At 66.3% G+C, this 16933-nt stretch carries 16 protein-coding genes; 5 read left to right on the top strand and 11 right to left on the bottom strand.

The annotated features are described in order from the left end of the window. Window position 1 precedes the first annotated feature (1 nt). Entirely contained in the window at window positions 2-892 is an 891-nt protein-coding gene (locus ACO1P8_RS14550) for an ABC transporter permease (RefSeq protein ID WP_486296599.1), read from the bottom strand. Window positions 893-905: 13 nt separating this feature from the next. Continuing rightward, window positions 906-1895, bottom strand: coding sequence for an ABC transporter substrate-binding protein (locus ACO1P8_RS14545; RefSeq protein WP_486296598.1), 990 nt, complete (start codon window positions 1893-1895; stop codon window positions 906-908). Between the two features lie 269 nt (window positions 1896-2164). Here ACO1P8_RS14545 and ACO1P8_RS14540 point away from each other — a divergent pair, with 269 nt between their 5' ends. Next, window positions 2165-3121: an aldo/keto reductase gene (locus tag ACO1P8_RS14540; protein WP_486296597.1), complete on the top strand. Its 957-nt coding sequence runs from the start codon at window positions 2165-2167 to the stop codon at window positions 3119-3121. Between the two features lie 28 nt (window positions 3122-3149). On the opposite strand, the gene ACO1P8_RS14535 is transcribed toward ACO1P8_RS14540, so the two are convergent. The 9 genes from ACO1P8_RS14535 to ACO1P8_RS14495 all read right to left on the bottom strand — a co-directional run bounded on the left by ACO1P8_RS14535 (window position 3150) and on the right by ACO1P8_RS14495 (window position 12910). Next, window positions 3150-4124, bottom strand: a complete 975-nt coding sequence (locus ACO1P8_RS14535) for a Bug family tripartite tricarboxylate transporter substrate binding protein (RefSeq protein WP_486296596.1) — start codon at window positions 4122-4124, stop codon at window positions 3150-3152. A 197-nt stretch (window positions 4125-4321) separates the two neighbouring features. Next, on the bottom strand, window positions 4322-5863 hold the full coding sequence (locus ACO1P8_RS14530) for a malonate--CoA ligase (protein WP_486296595.1): 1542 nt from the start codon (window positions 5861-5863) through the stop codon (window positions 4322-4324). After that, complete coding sequence (locus tag ACO1P8_RS14525) at window positions 5860-6696, bottom strand: enoyl-CoA hydratase/isomerase family protein (protein ID WP_486296594.1); 837 nt, start codon at window positions 6694-6696, stop codon at window positions 5860-5862. Before ACO1P8_RS14525 ends, ACO1P8_RS14530 begins: the two co-directional genes overlap by 4 nt. 134 nt (window positions 6697-6830) lie before the next feature. After that, window positions 6831-7979 (bottom strand): malonyl-CoA decarboxylase domain-containing protein, encoded by a 1149-nt coding sequence (locus tag ACO1P8_RS14520; RefSeq protein WP_486296632.1) that lies wholly within the window; start codon window positions 7977-7979, stop codon window positions 6831-6833. Window positions 7980-8124: 145 nt separating this feature from the next. Beyond that, window positions 8125-8967, bottom strand: coding sequence for a GntR family transcriptional regulator (locus ACO1P8_RS14515; protein WP_486296593.1), 843 nt, complete (start codon window positions 8965-8967; stop codon window positions 8125-8127). 110 nt (window positions 8968-9077) lie between these two features. Continuing rightward, the gene (locus ACO1P8_RS14510; protein WP_486296592.1) at window positions 9078-9848 is read right to left on the bottom strand and encodes a class I SAM-dependent methyltransferase; all 771 of its coding nucleotides are present in this window, start codon (window positions 9846-9848) and stop codon (window positions 9078-9080) included. A gap of 8 nt (window positions 9849-9856) precedes the next feature. Then, a complete protein-coding gene (locus ACO1P8_RS14505) occupies window positions 9857-11038 on the bottom strand; it encodes an acetyl-CoA C-acyltransferase family protein (protein WP_486296591.1) in 1182 nt (393 codons plus the stop codon). A 107-nt stretch (window positions 11039-11145) separates the two neighbouring features. Further along, window positions 11146-11520, bottom strand: a complete 375-nt coding sequence (locus ACO1P8_RS14500) for a tautomerase family protein (RefSeq protein WP_486296590.1) — start codon at window positions 11518-11520, stop codon at window positions 11146-11148. A 124-nt stretch (window positions 11521-11644) separates the two neighbouring features. Then, window positions 11645-12910 carry a class I SAM-dependent methyltransferase gene (locus ACO1P8_RS14495; protein ID WP_486296589.1) on the bottom strand — a complete coding sequence of 422 codons (1266 nt, stop codon included), beginning with the start codon at window positions 12908-12910 and terminating at the stop codon, window positions 11645-11647. Window positions 12911-13054: 144 nt separating this feature from the next. Here ACO1P8_RS14495 and ACO1P8_RS14490 point away from each other — a divergent pair, with 144 nt between their 5' ends. From ACO1P8_RS14490 to ACO1P8_RS14475, 4 genes are all read left to right on the top strand, one after another. Next, window positions 13055-14248 (top strand): multidrug effflux MFS transporter, encoded by a 1194-nt coding sequence (locus ACO1P8_RS14490; RefSeq protein ID WP_486296588.1) that lies wholly within the window; start codon window positions 13055-13057, stop codon window positions 14246-14248. Window positions 14249-14546: 298 nt separating this feature from the next. Then, entirely contained in the window at window positions 14547-14783 is a 237-nt protein-coding gene (gene rpmB, locus ACO1P8_RS14485) for a 50S ribosomal protein L28 (RefSeq protein WP_094844519.1), read from the top strand. A 35-nt stretch (window positions 14784-14818) separates the two neighbouring features. Then, entirely contained in the window at window positions 14819-14989 is a 171-nt protein-coding gene (gene rpmG / locus ACO1P8_RS14480) for a 50S ribosomal protein L33 (RefSeq protein WP_094841185.1), read from the top strand. Window positions 14990-15025: 36 nt separating this feature from the next. Further along, window positions 15026-16861, top strand: coding sequence for an ABC transporter substrate-binding protein (locus ACO1P8_RS14475; protein WP_486296587.1), 1836 nt, complete (start codon window positions 15026-15028; stop codon window positions 16859-16861). Window positions 16862-16933: the final 72 nt, after the last annotated feature.

Below are 16933 nucleotides of genomic sequence, written 5' to 3'. Positions count from 1 at the left end.
GTCAGGCTCCCTGTCCGGCGCGACGACGGCGGCGCAAGCGCGGGATGACCAGCGCAATGGTTACCAGCACGGCGGTCACCAGGTTCAGGTCCTGGGCCTGCAGGCCGATGAAGTCGGTATTCAGCGCCAGTGCGACGAAAAAGCGGTACACGATGGCGCCCAGTATGACGGCCAGCGTGGCGAGCGCGATGCGGCGTGCCGGCAGCAGGCTTTCGCCGACGATCACCGCTGCCAGGCCGATGACGATGGTCCCCAGCCCCATGGAGATATCCGCGCCGCCCTGCGCCTGCGCGAACAGGGCGCCCGCCAGCGCCACCAGCGAATTGGACAACGCCATGCCGCCGAGCACCATGCGGCCGGTATTGACCCCCTGCGCGCGCGCCATGCGTGGATTGGCTCCGGTCGCGCGCAGCGCCAGCCCGCGCTCGGTGGACAGGAACCAGTCGAGCAGCAGTTTGCAAACCACGACCACGACCAGCAGGACCAGGGGCCGGGCGATGTAGTCGCTGAGCCACGCCGGCTGCAGCAGCGTGAAGACGGTCGGCTCGGTGATCAAGGGAACGTTGGGCCGGCCCATTATCCGCAGGTTGATCGAATACAGGGCGATCATGACCAGGATGCTGGCCAGCAGATCCATGATGCGCAGCTTGACATTGAGCCAGCCGGTCAGCCAGCCGGCCGCGGCGCCGGCGACCATGGCGCAGGCCGTGGCGGCGAAGGGGTTGAAGCCGGCGGAGATCAAGGTGGCGGCCACCGCGGCGCCCAGGGGAAAGCTGCCGTCGACCGTCAGGTCGGGAAAACGCAGCAGGCGAAAGGAGATCAGGACACCAAGGGCCACGAGGCTGAAGACCAGACCGACCTCCAGCGCGCCCAGCAATGAGAAGAGGGACATCGTCGCGGCTTGCTTACTTGATGACCTGTGCGGCGGATTTGATCAACGCTTCGGGCAGTGCCACGCCCTGCGCCTGCGCGGCAGCGGGGTTGAGGGTCAGCTGCACCTTGCCGACGGAGGCCGAGGGGATGGCTCCCGGCTTCTCGCCCTTCAATATGCGCGCCACCACATCGCCCACCTGCTGTCCCAGCTGGTAATAATCGACACCCTGCGCGGCGATGGCGCCCCGCTTGACGCTATCGTTGTCGGCCGCGATCAGGGGAATCTTCGCATCGTTGCCGACCTTCACAAGCGATTCGTAGGCCGACACGACATTGTTGTCCGTGCTGGTGTAGATGACGTCCACCTTGCCGATCAGGCTGCGCGCGGCCGCGGCAACATCGACCGTGCGCGGCGCGGCGGCCTCGACCAGGCTCATTCCGGCCTGGGGCAGCAACTCCTGCAACTGCTTGACCACCACGACGGAATTCGCCTCGCCCGGGTTATAGACCATCCCGACGCGCTTGGCATTGGGCACGATCTTGCGGATCAGGTCGATCTGGTGGCTGACGTCCAGCGCATCAGAAACACCCGTGACGTTGGTGCCCGAGGCTTCCATGGACGGCACCAGCTGTGCGGCGACCGGGTCGGTCACGGCGGCATAGACGACCGGAATTTCCTTGGTGGCCGCGACAACGGCCTGCGCCGCGGGCGTGGCGATGGCGACGATGGCATCGGGACGGTCGCCGACGAACTTGCGGGCGATTTGCGCCGCCGTGCCGGTATTGCCCTGCGCGCTCTGGTACTGCCACTTCAGATTCTTCGAGGCATCATACCCCTTTGCCTTTAATGCATCCTTGACGCCATCCCGCACGGCATCCAGCGCGGGATGCTCGACGATGGCAATGACTGCCACCGACTTCTGCCCGGCAGGGGCGGCTTGCGCGGGTCCGCCGGAATGCAGCGCGGCGGCCAGCGCGAACGCGGCGGCGACAGCTTGTACGGCGGCTTTTGTCCTAGACATAAAAGCAGGCTCCTCGACCTTGGGGAATCGCGTAGGACGGACGCGGCGAACCGCGCGCGGGATGCCGCCCGTCCCTAAAAATACATAGTCTAACTTGACGAAGTGGATGGCCAGGCGCGGGAAATCCCTGAACTTCCGTATAACTGCGTCGTATCGCCTTTCGACCGATATACTTGGTCGAAAGAATCAGAACGAGAAGAAGAAAAATCTGATGCCTTGCCAGGCATTTGCCTGACAAGCAATACAACCATCGATGAGAGCGACTGACCATGCAACAACGTCAACTGGGCCGTTCCGGCCTTTCCGTGCCCCCCCTGGCATTCGGCGGTAATGTATTCGGTTGGACCGTGGGCGAGGCAGACGCCTTTTCCCTCCTGGACGCCATGGTGGACGCCGGACTGAACTTCATCGATACCGCCGACGTGTATTCACGCTGGGCACCCGGCAACCGCGGCGGCGAATCCGAAGTCATCATCGGCAAATGGCTGGCCAGGTCCGGCAAGCGGGACAAAGTCATCATCGCCACGAAAGTGGGCATGGAGATGGGGCCGAAGGCCAAGGGCCTGTCGCCCGGCTACATCGCGAGGGCGGTGGAGGACTCGCTGGCGCGGCTGCAGACCGACTATATCGACCTGTACCAGTCGCACCGCGACGATCCCGATACGCCGCTGACCGATACCCTGGCCGCATACGGCAAGCTCCGCGAGCAAGGCAAGATACGGGCCATCGGGGCTTCCAACTACACGCCGGCGCGCCTCTCCGAGGCCCTGATCCTGAGCGAACGCAATGGGCTGCCACGCTACGAGTCCATCCAGCCCGAATACAACCTGTATGCGCGCGAACCCTACGAAAGCGGACTGCAGGCGGTAGTGGTCGCGCAAGGGCTGGGCACCATCAACTATTACGCCCTGGCAAGCGGCTTTCTTTCCGGCAAGTATCGGACGCCGGCAGATGCCGCCAAGAGCGTGCGCGGCAAGAAGATCGTCGAAACCTACCTGAACGAACGCGGGCTGCGTATCCTGGCCGCGTTGGACCGGGCCGCACAGGCCACCGGCGCGACGCCGGCCCAGGTGGCGCTGGCCTGGACAATCGCGCAGCCCGGCATCACCGCACCGATTGCCAGCGCCACGTCGCTTACCCAGCTGGACGACCTGGTCAGCGCAGCCTATCTGACGCTGCCGCCGGACCTGATGCGCGAGCTGGACGAGGCCAGCGCCTGGCGCTAGGGCCAGGCGCTGGCCATCCGGCGCCGCGCTAATCCAGGGTGACGCCGGAATCCTTCACCACTTTGCCCCACCTGGCGACTTCGTCGTCGACGAACTTGCCGAAGGCGGGGCCGGTCAGGTCGGGGGTGGCGGAACCGTTGGACGCCCATTGCTCTTTGAGCTTCGGCGTATTCAACGCCGCGCTAACCGCGCGGATCATGCGGTCGATGACCGGCTGCGGTGTGCCGGCCGGTGCCCATAGCGCATACCAGGTCGAGACCTGGTAGTTCATCACGCCGGCCTCGGCGGCGGTGGGCACGTCGGGGAACGACGGCGAGCGCTGTGCCGCGGCCACGGCCAGCGGCTTGATGGTACCGGCACGGATATGGCCGGCAGACGAACCCAGTCCGTCGAAAGCCATGTCGACCTGGCCGCCGATCAGGGCCGACAGCATGGGCCCGGCGCCCTGGTACGGCACGTCCACCAGCTGGATGCCGGTCTGCATGGCGAACAGTTCGCCGGCAAGGTGGTGCGTGCTGCCCTTGCCCGCCGTGCCGTAGTTGATTTGCCCGGCGCGGGCCTTGGCATAGGCGATGAACTCCTGCAGGGTCTTGACGGGCAGTTTGGATGCGTTGATAACGACGACCTGCGGCGGCTGCGCCAGCAGCGCCACGGGAATGAAATCCTTCTGGATGTCGTAGCTGAGCTGCTTGTACAGCGCCGGCGCGACGGCGTGATGCGCACCGCCCATGAAGAAGGTGTAGCCATCCGGACGCGCCTTGGCGGCCACGCCCGCCCCCACGGTGCCGCCCGCGCCGCCCTTGTTGTCGATCACCACTGTCTGGCCCAGCTGCGTGCGCAACTGTTCGGCCAGAGGACGCGCGAAGGTATCGGTGCCGCCTCCCGCGGGAAAAGGAACGATGATGGTGACCGGCCGCTCCGGCCAATCGGCGGATGCCGGGTTCGCCAGGACAAGCGCGAGCAACGCGGCGCCCAGCGCCGCGAACCTGGTACGGTAAGACATGATGTTCTCCTCCGGAGTGCTGCGTAGGATGGGTTATCGCCCATCGATCGATGGCGGTGCGCGGCCGCGCCCGCTGTTGTATGAATCCTTACGCACATCGGTGATGCAGTTGGCTGTGGATCGTCTCCTTTCCTGGTGGACGTCGCCGCGGCACGATCGCACCGCGGGACATAATGGACTGCGCCGAAAAACTCGGATCAAAGCTGGCCGAACGTTTCCCGCAAGACGTTCTTCTGCACTTTGCCCATCGTATTGCGAGGCAGTTGATCCGTCACATGCACGCGCTTGGGCACCTTGAAGTTGGCGATGCGGCTCTTCAGGTCGCTCTGGATGGCGGCAGGATCCAGTTCGGCCCCCATGCGCGGCACGACGACGGCGACGACGGCTTCGCCGAACTCCGGATGCGGCACGCCGATGACCGCGGATTCCTCCACCCCGGGCATATCGTCGATGACCGACTCGATTTCCTTGGGATAGACGTTGTAGCCGCCCGAGATGATCAGGTCCTTGCTGCGGCCGACGATGCTCACATAGTCGACCGGGATGGGATGGCCATTGGCTTCCCCGCCCCAGCGGCCGACGTCGCCGGTCTTGAACCAGCCGTCCGCGGTGAATTCCTCGCGCGTTTTTTCGGGCATGCGCCAATAGCCGGAGAACACATTCGGACCGCGCACCTGGATGTTGCCGATCTCGCCGGGCGGCAGCTTCCTGCCGGAATCGTCCACCACGCGCAGCTCCACGCCGGGCAGGGCCTTGCCCACCGTGCCGCCGATACGCGCCCCTTCGACAGGATCGTAGGGATTCGACGTCAGCATGACCGTTTCGCTCATGCCGTAGCGTTCCAGGATGGTGTGGCCGGTACGCGCCTGGAAGGCATTGAAAGTCTCGGTCAGCAACGGCGCCGAACCGGAAATGAACAGGCGCATGCGCCCGCAGACATCGCGGCCGAATCGCGGGTCCGCCAGCAGGCGCACGTAATAGGTCGGAACGCCCATCATCACGGTGCTTTCGGGCAGATAGCGCAGCGCCAGTTCCACATCCAGCCTGGGCAACCAGATCATGCGGGCACCCGCGAGCAGCGCGCCGTGCGACGCAACGAACAGGCCATGCACATGGAAGATGGGCAGCATGTGCAACAGCACGTCATCGGACCGCCAGCCCCAATAGTCGTTCAGGACGCGGGCGTTCGAGGCCAGGTTGCCGTGCGACAGCATCGCGCCCTTGCTGCGCCCCGTGGTGCCGGACGTATACAGAATAGCGGCCAGGTCGTCGCCGCCACGCGTCACCGTCTTGAAAGTCTGTGGCAATCCGCCGGCCGCTTCCAGCAGCGTGCCGGTGCGATTGTCGTCCAGCGTATAGACGTGCGGCACACCGGACTTTTCGGCCAGCCGGCGTATCCACGGCAGGTTGCCGCTGGAACACACCACGACGGAGGGCTCTGCATTACCCAGGAAATAATCGACCTCGGCCTCGCGGTACGCGGTATTCAAGGGCAGATAGACCAGTCCGGCGCGCAGCGTGGCGAGATACAGCAACAGGGCCTCGGGCGACTTTTCCACCTGTACGGCGACGCGCGCATCCTTGGGCAGCCGCAGGGACTTCAGCAGGTTGGCCAGGCAGGCGCTGGCCCGATCGATATCGTCCCAGGTGTAGCGCAAGGTCGGTGTTTCGATCGCGATCCTGCTGCGATCCTGCGGAAAACCCGTTTTGAGTACCGCGTACAGATTGGCGTTGCTCACTCTTTCCAGTCTCCAGTGAATGACGGCGCTTCGCCCGCGAGGAAGGCGCGCACGCCCTCCCTATGGTCGCGGCTTTCGGCATAAGAAAAAAAGCGTTGGTATTCTTCCTCGGCGAGCGGCTCGTCGCGCGACAGGCGCGCCGCCATGGCCTTGTTCAGGCAGGCGGCGCGCGGGGCGCCCGCCAGGATACGGCCGACGCAGCGGCGTACTTCCGCGTCGAGCTCGGCGTCGTCGACGATGCGGCTCAGCAGCCCTTTGGCGCGGGCTTCCTCCGCGTCCAGGATGCGGCCTTCCAGCAGCAGCTCCAGCGTGACGGCGCGGCCGGCAATGCCGAGCAGGCCGCGCATTTCGTCAGGCGCCATGGGAAATCCCAGCCGATTGATGGGCACGCCCAGACGCGCCGTACGCGCGGCGATGCGGATATCGCATTGACAGGCGATTTCCAGGCCGCCCCCGACGCACACGCCGTCGATGCGGGCCACGACGGGATGCGGGCAGGTTTCGATGGCGGTCAGCGCCGGCGCGAGTATCTCGCGGTGGTAGCGGACGACGCCGGCGGTATCGCCACGTTGCTGGGGAAATTCGCGGATATCGGCGCCCGCGGCGAAGTGGCCGCCGTCGCCCTGCACGATGATGCAGCGCAGCTGGCGATCGGCGGACAGCTGCCCGAATACGGTCGCAAGCTGCCGCCACATTGCCACGGTGATCGCATTCATGCGGCCCGGATGCGACAGGCATACCCGCGCGACCGTCCCTTCGCGACGGCACAGGACCCGGCCCGCGGCCTCGGGCGGCGAAATCGGCGCATCTGCGGACGGATCGTCGAACGTCATGTCCCTTGTTTTCTTATGGCGGCTGCGGCGCGGCCGCGCGCTCCCGCGCGGCCCTGACACCGTGCCGGATTGTCGTTCAGGCCGGCCCTGTTCGTACAGGATTATTCATCATGCGGCCGCGGCAGCCAGCCGCCCTACCCTATCCTGGTGATGAGCCGGCTGACCGCCGGCTTGCCGGCATTCAGCCGCGCCAGGTTGTCGTCCAGTTCGTCCAGCTCGTACAAGTAGTTGACCATCAGCGCCGCGGACTGCGCCAGCCCCTTGGGCGACCGGTCCGCCCCCCAGTTGATGCGCTCGATGCGGGCGCCATTGCCCAGGTGAAAGCGCGCCACCGGGTCCAGCGGCGCCCCGCCCTTCATCGATTGGAGGTAGGCGGCCGCCAGCTTCATCCCGGCACGCTGCACGACCTCGCCGCCACCGCGGGGACCGGCGGCGGCCTTTTGCAGCCGCGCCAGCCAGCGCGCGCCGTCGGGCACGCCGCGGCGCGCACGGTCGCGCGCTTTATCGCGCACGATGTCCTCCACTTCGTCGGCATTCAGCTTGCCCAGCCAATCGGCAAAACCCGGGATGGGCGACAGCGTGGCGAAGGATTTCAGCTTGGGCAGCTCCGACAGCAATTGGTCGACGACACGCTTGAGCAGGAAATTGCCGAAGCTGATGCCGCGCAGGCCGGGCTGGGTATTCGAAATGGAATAGAAGACGGCCCAGCGCGCCTTGTCCAGATTCTGCGGCGGCTGGGTCGTGTCCAGCAGCGTCTGCACATCGTCGGCCATTTGCGGCGCGAAGGCGACCTCGACGAAGATCAAGGGCACATCGGGCATCTGCGGATGGAAAAACGCATAGCAGCGGCGATCCTCGGCAACCCTATGCTTGAGGTCGTCCCATGACTGGATCGCGTGCACCGCCTCGTACACGATGAGTTTTTCCAGCAGCGAGGCAGGGCTGTCCCAGGTCAGGCGCCGCAGATCGAGCAGTCCCACGTCGAACCAGGCGGAAAGCAGGCCTTCCAGGGTCTTGTCCAACGCCTGCAGGCCGGAAACCTGCTTGCGCCAGCGCAACATATCGGCGCGCAGGTCCACCAGGAAGCGCAGCCCCTCGGGCTGGTTGTTGAAGCGGCGGAACAAGCGGCCGTTGGCGTCGTCCGGCTGCTCCTGCGCCGTGCTGGCCGCCGCCAGCACCCCCAGCATCGTGCGCCTGATCTTGCCATCGGCCGCCGTGTAGGTCTGGCACCAGGCGTGGGCCAGGCGGTTGGCCGCCACGTCCGTCAAGCGTGGCGCGAACAAGGGCCGCAAGGCGGCCGGGTCCGGAAAGCGGTCGCGCTCCCACAGCCGGCCCAGGCGCGCCATCAATCCGGCCTCCGCACCGGGCTTACCGGTGTCCTCGTCGGAGCCGGACGGTGCGCTGACAAGCTCGCGCCGGGCCATGGCCTTATCGGGCTGGCGCGCCGCGCGGGCGGGAACGAGCGGTTCGGGAACGATCATGAACGAGCTCCTTGGCGGTAGTGGCGGTGGACGAGGCCATCTTGGAACGGGAATTCGCGGGTTTGGAGGCGGCCGCCGCCGGCGCCGTGGCCGTCGCCGCGCTTTCCTTTGTACGGCGCTCCATGGCATGCAGGGCGTCAAGCTGGCGCAGCAGGTGCTTGCGGGCGACGGATTCCGCGCGTTCGGGGTCATGGTCCCGGATGGCCGCGAAAATGGCCATGTGCTCCGCGCAAGAGGCGCGCAGGCGTCCGGGCAGCATCAAACTTTTATGGCGCGACAGGCTCAGCACCTTGCGCAGGTTCCCGATGGTGTCGGACAGCCACCGATTATCGGCCAGTGCCTGGATAGCCTCGTGGATGACGTAGTTGGCCTCGTAGTACGCGTCGATACGGCCGGCTGCGGCATGCTCCTGCAGCGTTTCGTGGAGGGCGGCCAGGCGGCGGATGTCCTCGTCCCCCGCCTTGCGCGCGGCCTCGTAGGCACACCGGCCCTCCAGCATCGCCATCAGCGGGAAGATGTCGTCCAGATCCCGCATCGAGAGTTCGTTGACGAAACAGCCGCGCCGCGGCCCCAGCCGAACCAGGCCTTCGCTGGCCAACAGCTTGAGCGCCTCGCGCAGCGGCGTGCGCGAGATGCCGAGCTGCGCGGCAAGGGGCAATTCGTCTATCCATTCTCCCGCCGTCAAGGCGCGCGAGCGGATCATCTCCCGCAGGCGCTGCGCCGCTTCCAGGTACAAGGCCTGGCGCACGATGGGCCGCGGCGAGCCGGCGGAGGAGTGACTTGCGTGCATGGCATGAAACGGTGCGAACGTCACCGTAATTCATAATTATGGTGTGTTCATTCTTGCACCGGTGAACGGCACGCGCAACCCCCGTTCAGGATGAGGGCCGCGCCTATGGCTCAGTACACCAGCCGCCCCCCGTTCGCATGGCCGGCCAGCGCGCGTGCCCAGCGGCGCGCGGGCAAGCCGTACACCGCCTCTACTATTGCCGCGCGATCCAGCAGGGCCTCGACGGGGATATCGATGGGCGGTCCCCTGAATCCCAGCACGATGCGATTGCCCGCGTCGATTTCGGGCAACATGGCCAGCCTGCCGTCGAAGGCGGCGGAGAGGTTATCGATATTGCGCGGAAAGCTTTCGTGTTCGCCGAACAGGTTGACCGCCAGTACGCCGGTATCGCCCAGCACGCGCCGGCAATCGCGATAGAAACGCACGGAGTCGCGCACCGGCCCGCGGGCCTGGGCGTCGTACAGGTCCACCATCAGGATGGGGCAGCGCCCGGCATTCGCCGGTTCCGCCACCCAGGCCCCGGCGTCGCCCTCCTCCACAACCAGCCGTGGCGGGCCGGGCAGCCGAAAGAAAGCATGGCAAATCGCGGTAACGCGCGGATTCCACTCCACCGCGACCACGGGGCTGCGGGTGCGCTTCACGCAGAAGCGCGCCAGCGAACCGGCGCCCAAGCCCAGCAGGCCGATCGCGCCGTCCTTGGGCGGTTCCATGAAGAGCAGCCAGGCCATCATCTGGCCGGTGTACTCGAGGACGAGATCGGCCGGATCGGCCACTCGCATGGCGCCCTGAATCCAGGGGCTGTCGAAATGCAGATAGCGGATGCCGTCCGATTCGGAAAGCGTGGGGATATCCTGGGCGGACGGCGTGGCGCGTCGTGGCATACAGCGCGTCAGATCCGCTCGAAGATCGCGGCGATACCCTGTCCGCCGCCGATGCACATGGTGACCAGGGCGTAGCGGCCCTTGATGCGCTGCAGCTCGTACAAGGCCTTGACCGTAATGATGGCGCCCGTGGCGCCGATGGGGTGGCCCAGTGCAATACCGCTGCCATTGGGATTGACCTTGGCGGGGTCCAGGCCCAGTTGGCGCGTGACGGCGCAGGCCTGCGCGGCGAAAGCTTCGTTGGCTTCGACGACATCCAACTGGTCGATGCTCAGCCCCGCCCGTTTCAAGGCGGCCTGCGTCGCCGGGACCGGGCCGATGCCCATATAGGCGGGATCGACGCCCGCATGGCCATAGGCCACCAGCCTCGCGAGCGGCTTGACCCCGCGCTTGCCCGCGACGTCGGCGCTCATCAGCACGACGGCGGCCGCGCCGTCGTTGATCCCGCTGGCATTGCCCGCCGTGACGGTGCCGTTCTCTTTCTGGAACACGGGCTTGAGCTTGCCCATCGTGCCGGCATCGACGTCGCGGCGTACATGCTCATCGACCTCGAAGCGCACCTCTCCCTTGCGGGTCTTGATGACCACCGGGACGATCTGGTCCTTGAAATATCCCGCGTCGATGGCCGCCGCCGCGCGCCGATGCGACTCCAGCGCCAGCGCATCCTGATCGTCGCGGCTGATCTCGTACTTGGCCGCGACGTTTTCCGCGGTGATGCCCATATGGATGCGCTGGAAAGGGTCGGTCAGCGCCCCGACCATCATGTCCGACAAGGTCGCGTCGCCCATGCGCGAACCCCAGCGCTGGGCTGGCGAGATATAAGGCCCGCGGCTCATGTTTTCCGCGCCGGCGCCGACGGCGATATCCGCGTCGCCCAGCATGATGGATTGTGCCGCCGACACGATGGCCTGCAAGCCGGAACCGCACAGCCGATTGACGTTGAAGGCCGGCGTCTCCTTGGCGATTCCGGCATTCAGGGCGGCGACCCGCGACAGGTACATATCGCGCGTTTCGGTGTTGATCACGTGCCCGACGGCGACGTGGCCGACTTCCCCGCCGTCCACGCCGGCCCGCGCCAGCGCTTCACGGATGGCCGTACTGCCCAGGTCGATGGGCGGCACTTCCTTGAGCGCCCCGCCAAAGGTTCCCACCGCGGTCCGCGCGCCGGCGGCAATGATGACTTCTTTCATGATGGCTCTCCTGTGAGCGCCGCCACCCGCGCCGCAGCGCCGCATGACAGCAATGGTCGGATGACGAGGGACTGGATTCCAGCGCGGCCGCTGCGATGCGGCGCGGCCTAGCGGCCGGCCGCCTTGGCGCTGACGCCGTTGGCCATGCCCATGTCGGTATTCGGTATGTCGTCCAGCAGGACGCGGACGTCCTCGCCCGATACGCCCAGCGCCGCGCAGGCGGCACCGTTCAGGGCCTGGTACAGGGCATTCTTCTGCGCTTCCGTGCGCCCGACGATCAGGTGCACGTGGAACACCACCGACTGCCTGCCGACTTCGCCGCCGACGATGATGTGTTCCGGTGCGATTTCATGCAGCATGATGCGCACGCTGCGCAGCGGCGCGCCGAGGCTCTCGACCACGGCCTGCGTGGCCCCTTTCAGCAGCGATGACTTCTTGTCCGCGGGCCATCCGGACAAGACGTGGACATGAAGAATGGGCATGGAGGTTCCATGTAAGCGAAGAAAGAACGCCGCGCTGGGGCGGCGTTCCGGAGATGTTGCACGCGCGACGGGACGCATCACGGCCTATGGTAATACGGTTGCCGCGCATTCCGTTTGATTGGCGTCAGGCGGGAGTACCGGCGTAGATGTAATCCCGGCGCCAGGGGTAGGCCAGGTCAGCCGGATGGTCGAGCTCATCCGCACGGCCGGTGGCCAGGCGTTGGCCGAGCACCTGGTGCAGGGCGATCCACCCATGCTCGAAGGCCATGGCGCAACCGGCCAGGTAAAGCCGATAGGCGCGCAGCGACTTCGCGCCCTGCTCGCCCGTCAATATCCTGGCGGCGGCGTCGAGCTGGCTTTCCAGGCTGTCGCTCCAGGCCCACAGGGTGCGGGCGTAGTGCGGCCGCAGGTTCTCGACGTCGGTCGCTTCCAGGCCGCCTTCGGCCATCGCGCCCAGCACGTGGCTGATGTGCGTGAGCTCGCCGCCGGGGAAGATGTACTTCTCGATGAAGTCGCCCATGCCGCTGCCCAGCTGCGCGTTGTGCACGCCGCCAGCGGTAATGCCGTGGTTCATGATCAGCCCGCCCGGGCGCAGCAGGCGCCGCAGCTTGGCGAAGTAGTCCGGCAGTTGCGCGCGGCCCACGTGTTCGAACATCCCCACCGACGAAATCTTGTCGTACGGCTTGCTTTCGTCGAGTTTGCGGTAGTCCAGCAGCTCCATGCGCACGCGGCCTTGCAATCCTTTCTCCTGGATCAGCCGGTTGACGTGGGCGTGCTGGTTGCGCGACAGCGTAATGCCGGTGGCGTCGACACCGTAGTTCTCCGCCGCCCAGAGCAGCAGCCCGCCCCAGCCCGCGCCCACGTCCAGATAGCGTTCGCCCGGCGCCAGGCGCAGCTTGCGGCAGATATGGTCCAGCTTGGCTTCCTGCGCCTGCGCCAGCGTCATGTCGGGCGTGCGGTAGTACGCGCACGAATAAACCCGGCGGGGATCCAGCCACAGCGCATAGAAGTCGTCGGAAAGGTCGTAGTGGAATTCGATCTGCTTGGCGTCGCGTTCGACCGAATGCCGCTGCACGGACACCATGCGGCGCATCAGCGCCTGCAGCCACCCGCCCTGTTCGCCCTGCACGGGGGAATCCGGCAGCAGCTGGGCCGCGGCCGCCATGACGTCGTGCATATTGCCCTGTATGTCCACCAGCCCTTCCACGTAATCCTGGCCCAGGACACCCACTTCGCCGGCCGCCAGGTGCGCCAGGGCGACCTTGCTGCGGGCGGTGAACTTCACCTTGGGATTGGGCGACCCTACCTTGGTGCCATCGGGCATTTCCAGTTGGACCGGGATCGAAACGGACTCCAGTTTGCGTTCCACCGCAGACAGCACAGGATTCACGACAGTAAACCTCGCAAGAAAGAACCCGGGGACTTTATCGGAATTTGTTTCCGATTTGAACCGCATCTCCACATGTTACATTTTGGCTGCGGTATATCCGAAATACCCCTTCCGTGCCTCTGCCATTCAGGCAAACGTCAATCAATGCCGACCTTCCTACCGACCCGCGGCCTGCCCGGCTGGCTCATCCTGATGGGCGCCCTTACCGCGATCGGGCCTTTTTCGATCGATCTGTACCTGCCGGCGTTTCCGGCCATCGCGGCGGGCCTGAACGTCGGCCAGGGCGACGTCGAACGCACCATGGCCGCCTATCTGGTGGGGCTGGCTGCGGCGCAGGTTTTCTACGGCCCGCTGGCCGACCGCTACGGACGCAAGCCGCCGCTGCTGGTCGGACTGTCGCTTTACGTCGTCGCCTCGCTGGGATGCGCACTGGCCGTCGACATCCAGAGCCTGACGGCATGGCGCGCGGCGCAGGCGCTCGGCGGCGCGGCGGGCATCGTCATCCCGCGCGCCGTGATACGGGATCACTACGAAACCCAGGAAGCGGCCCGCGCCATGTCGCTGCTGCTGCTGATCATGGGCCTGGCGCCCATACTCGCGCCGCTGATCGGCGGCCAATTGCTGCTGCTGACGGGCTGGCGCGGCATCTTCGGCCTGATGCTGGCGGCCGGCGTGGCGCTGATGGCGGCCATGCTTTTCATCATGAAGGAATCGCTGCCGCCGGATCGCGTCGTGCACCTGCACTGGCGCACCATCGCGCGCAATTACGGAGAACTGCTGCGCCACCGCGGGTTCATGGCGCACAGCCTGGCCGGCGGGCTGGGGCAGGCCGGTATGTTCGCCTATATCGTCGGTTCGCCACGCGTGTTCATCGAGCTCTACGGCGTGGATCCGCAGCACTACGGACTGCTATTCGGGCTGAACGCGGCCGGCTTGATCGGCGGCTCGCAGGTCAGCGCCCGCCTGCTGCGCCGTCTGCCGCCGCGCGTCCTGCAGCGCCGCGCCCTGGTTACCCTGGCGCTGGCCAGCCTGGCGGGTGTGCTGCTGACCCTGGCGGGCTGGATGACCCTGCCGCTGCTGATGATCTGCCTGATCGGCTACATGAGCAGCCAGGGATTCGTGAATCCGAATTCGGCCGCCCTGGCCTTGTCCGAACAGGGCAAGCGGCTGGGCGTGGCCTCGGCGCTGCTGGGCACGCTGCAGTTGTCCTGCGGCGCCCTGGCGGGCCTGTGCGTCAGCCTGTGGCAAGGCAATACACCGCTGCCGCTCACGGGCGTACTGGCCGCCTGCGCCTGCCTCTCGTGGCTGGCCGGACGCGTCGCCCGCACCCCTGCTTGATCCGCCGGCTTTTTTCGTAGTAGAATCGCAGGCTTACACATTTACCCGTGCCAGCTACTATGCTTTGTAGCCGGGCACTTCCACCCCGCCGATGCGTAATTGGAGGGGGCGGCGGGCACAAGCACTGAGGCCGATCGCTTCAGGTACGGAACGACAGCGTGATGGCAAAACCATCCAGTCGGGGTACCTTGGCAACGGTCCGCATCCTGGAACCACGGGATGGCCGGCATCCACCGGCGGCTGGGCTCCCGTCTTCCGAACCATACGCGGCAAGCATTGAATTTCCGAGGTGCAACTCATGGCACGCGTATGCCAAGTAACGGGCAAGCGCCCGATGGTGGGCAACAACGTTTCCCACGCGAACAACAAGACCAAGCGTCGTTTCCTGCCCAACCTGCAATCGCGTCGTTTCTTCGTGGAAAGCGAAAACCGCTGGATCACCTTGCGTGTCAGCACCAAGGCCCTGCGCACCATCGACAAGAAAGGCATTGACGCCGTTTTGGCCGAAATGCGCGCGCGCGGCGACTCGATCTAAGCTAGCCCCGCCCCCAGACTATCCAGGAGTACGACATGGCTTCCAAAGGCACCCGCGAAAAGATCAAGCTTGAATCGACCGCCGGCACGGGACACTTCTACACCACGACCAAGAACAAGCGCACGATGCCGGAAAAAATGCTGATCAAGAAATTTGATCCGGTCGCGCGCAAGCATGTGGACTACAAGGAAACCAAGCTCAAGTAAGAGCTACCGGGTCCATCGCGCGACGCGCCCGCCGCCATGCGGATTACCATCGAGCACACCGAGATGACCCCGGGTTTCCAGGAAGAAAAGCCGACAGCGATGTCGGTTTTTTTTCGCCGTGCCGCCGGGTGCGGCCAGTTGCTGCCGCGCGCGGCGCGCGGCCTCGCAGGCTGCGCCATCCTCCTCGCGGCCTGCGTGCTGTTCGCGCATGCCGTCCCTGTACTGGCCGCCGGCGCGGCCAGGCCGTCCCGCACGGCCGCGGCACCGCCGGGCTTGCCTGCGCTGCGCATCGGCGAAATCAACACATACAAGACGCTGCCCGGGTTTTCCGAGCCCTATCGGCGTGGCTGGATGCTGGCGCTGGCGCAAATCAACGCGGAAGGCGGCGTGCTGGGGCGCAAGCTGGAAGTCCGCTCGCGCGAAGACCATGGCGATCCCGACGCGGCCGTGCGAGCGGCCCGGACGCTGGTGGAAAAGGACGACGTGGTCGCCCTGTTCGGCGGCTATTCGTCCGAAGTGGGCATGGCACTATCCCGTTACGCGGTTAGCGGCAAGGTCCTGTATCTGGCGGTCGCGCCGTTGACGCAACGGCTGACGTGGCAGGAAGGCAACCGCTATACCTTCCGCTTGCGGCCTGCCGCCTGGATGCAGGCCGCGGCCGTCGCGCCCAAGGCGCTGGGGCTGCGAAAGCTGCGCTGGGCGCTGGTCTACCAGGACACCGAATCGGATCGCGCCGTGGCAGAGGCCTTCAAAGGCCTGATGAAGACCTTCCAATCCAAGACCGAATTCGTCGACGAGCTGGCCGTCCCTCCCGGCAAGTTCGACGCGGCGGCCACGGTGGCGGCACTGAATGCCGCGCGACCCGAGGCGATCTTCAACACGCTGACCGGCACCCAGCTGACAAGCCTGGCGCGCGCCGGACTGGCCGCGCATCTGTTCGATGGCGTGGGCGTGGTGTCGCTGTCGCTGGGAGACCCGGAAAACCTGGATGCCCTGAACGATACCGATGCCGCGATGCCCGATGCGCCGTCGCCGGGCAGCATGCTGCCCGACGGGTGGATCATCACCGGCTACCCTCGCGATACGGTCGCCACACCGGAAAACCAGGCTTTCGTGCAGGCCTATCGCGACCGGTACGGCGACGCCCCCGGCATGGCGGCGGTACTCGGCTATTCCGCGCTGCGCTCGATCGCCGAAGGATTGAAGCGGGCAGGCTCGGCGGACCGCGAAGCGCTGGCCGCCGCCTTTCCCCGCCTGCAGGTGCCGACGCCCTTCGGCAACATCGAATACCGTAATCTGGACCACCAGGCCACGCTGGGCGTCTACCTGGGATATAGCGGACATGCGGATGGGCATATCGTCATGGACCGCTTCGTCTACACCACGGGTGCCCGTTTGCAGCCGCTGGACGAACAGATCCGCCGCCTGCGCGTACTGGCCGCGCGCGCCAACGCGGCACATGCCGACAACGGGCCTGACGGCCCGAATGGATCGAAGATGTCGAATGGGTCGAACGCGTCGAATGCATCGAATGCATCCGCTGCATCGCCCCCGCCGGTCAGCGGGCCACCGGCAAACGCGGCGGCCGCCGTGCCCCCGCATTCCGCATCGAATTCTGCGCACCCGATAAGCGGATCGAGCCGCCCGATGGCGCGACCGGATACCGACCTGACGGCGCGACTGCGCGGCGCACGTCCCGCCAAGGCAACGTCGGCAGCGCCTGCGGCGATAGTCTCGCCGGCACCGGCCGACGCGCACATCGCTCACCCTGGCGCTCCCGTCCGGGGGGCACGGCCAGGGGTGGAAACCTCGACCCCCGCCCTGGCGGACTGGCCCGACAAGGTGGTCCAGGGCGTCGCCGGCACGCACTGACCGGCCGCGCCCCGTCGAGAAACTTCGCGGGACTTCACCGCCGGCGAGCCGTCATTACCCGCCGCGCGTGAC

It is taken from the genome of Bordetella sp. (assembly GCF_057362025.1).
This window is presented reverse-complemented; position numbering and strand designations above follow the sequence as displayed.

Bases quoted from the DNA above. Each gene is read 5' to 3' on its own strand.
- ACO1P8_RS14525 (WP_486296594.1), bottom strand. From the start codon at position 6,696: ATGACGTTCGACGATCCGTCCGCAGATGCGCCGATTTCGCCGCCCGAG.
- ACO1P8_RS14535 (WP_486296596.1), bottom strand. From the start codon at position 4,124: ATGTCTTACCGTACCAGGTTCGCGGCGCTGGGCGCCGCGTTGCTCGCG.
- rpmG (WP_094841185.1), top strand. From the start codon at position 14,819: ATGGCTTCCAAAGGCACCCGCGAAAAGATCAAGCTTGAATCGACCGCC.
- ACO1P8_RS14550 (WP_486296599.1), bottom strand. From the start codon at position 892: ATGTCCCTCTTCTCATTGCTGGGCGCGCTGGAGGTCGGTCTGGTCTTC.
- ACO1P8_RS14510 (WP_486296592.1), bottom strand. From the start codon at position 9,848: ATGCCACGACGCGCCACGCCGTCCGCCCAGGATATCCCCACGCTTTCC.
- ACO1P8_RS14545 (WP_486296598.1), bottom strand. From the start codon at position 1,895: ATGTCTAGGACAAAAGCCGCCGTACAAGCTGTCGCCGCCGCGTTCGCG.
- ACO1P8_RS14540 (WP_486296597.1), top strand. From the start codon at position 2,165: ATGCAACAACGTCAACTGGGCCGTTCCGGCCTTTCCGTGCCCCCCCTG.
- ACO1P8_RS14490 (WP_486296588.1), top strand. From the start codon at position 13,055: ATGCCGACCTTCCTACCGACCCGCGGCCTGCCCGGCTGGCTCATCCTG.
- ACO1P8_RS14500 (WP_486296590.1), bottom strand. From the start codon at position 11,520: ATGCCCATTCTTCATGTCCACGTCTTGTCCGGATGGCCCGCGGACAAG.
- ACO1P8_RS14475 (WP_486296587.1), top strand. From the start codon at position 15,026: ATGCGGATTACCATCGAGCACACCGAGATGACCCCGGGTTTCCAGGAA.
- rpmB (WP_094844519.1), top strand. From the start codon at position 14,547: ATGGCACGCGTATGCCAAGTAACGGGCAAGCGCCCGATGGTGGGCAAC.
- ACO1P8_RS14505 (WP_486296591.1), bottom strand. From the start codon at position 11,038: ATGAAAGAAGTCATCATTGCCGCCGGCGCGCGGACCGCGGTGGGAACC.
- ACO1P8_RS14515 (WP_486296593.1), bottom strand. From the start codon at position 8,967: ATGCACGCAAGTCACTCCTCCGCCGGCTCGCCGCGGCCCATCGTGCGC.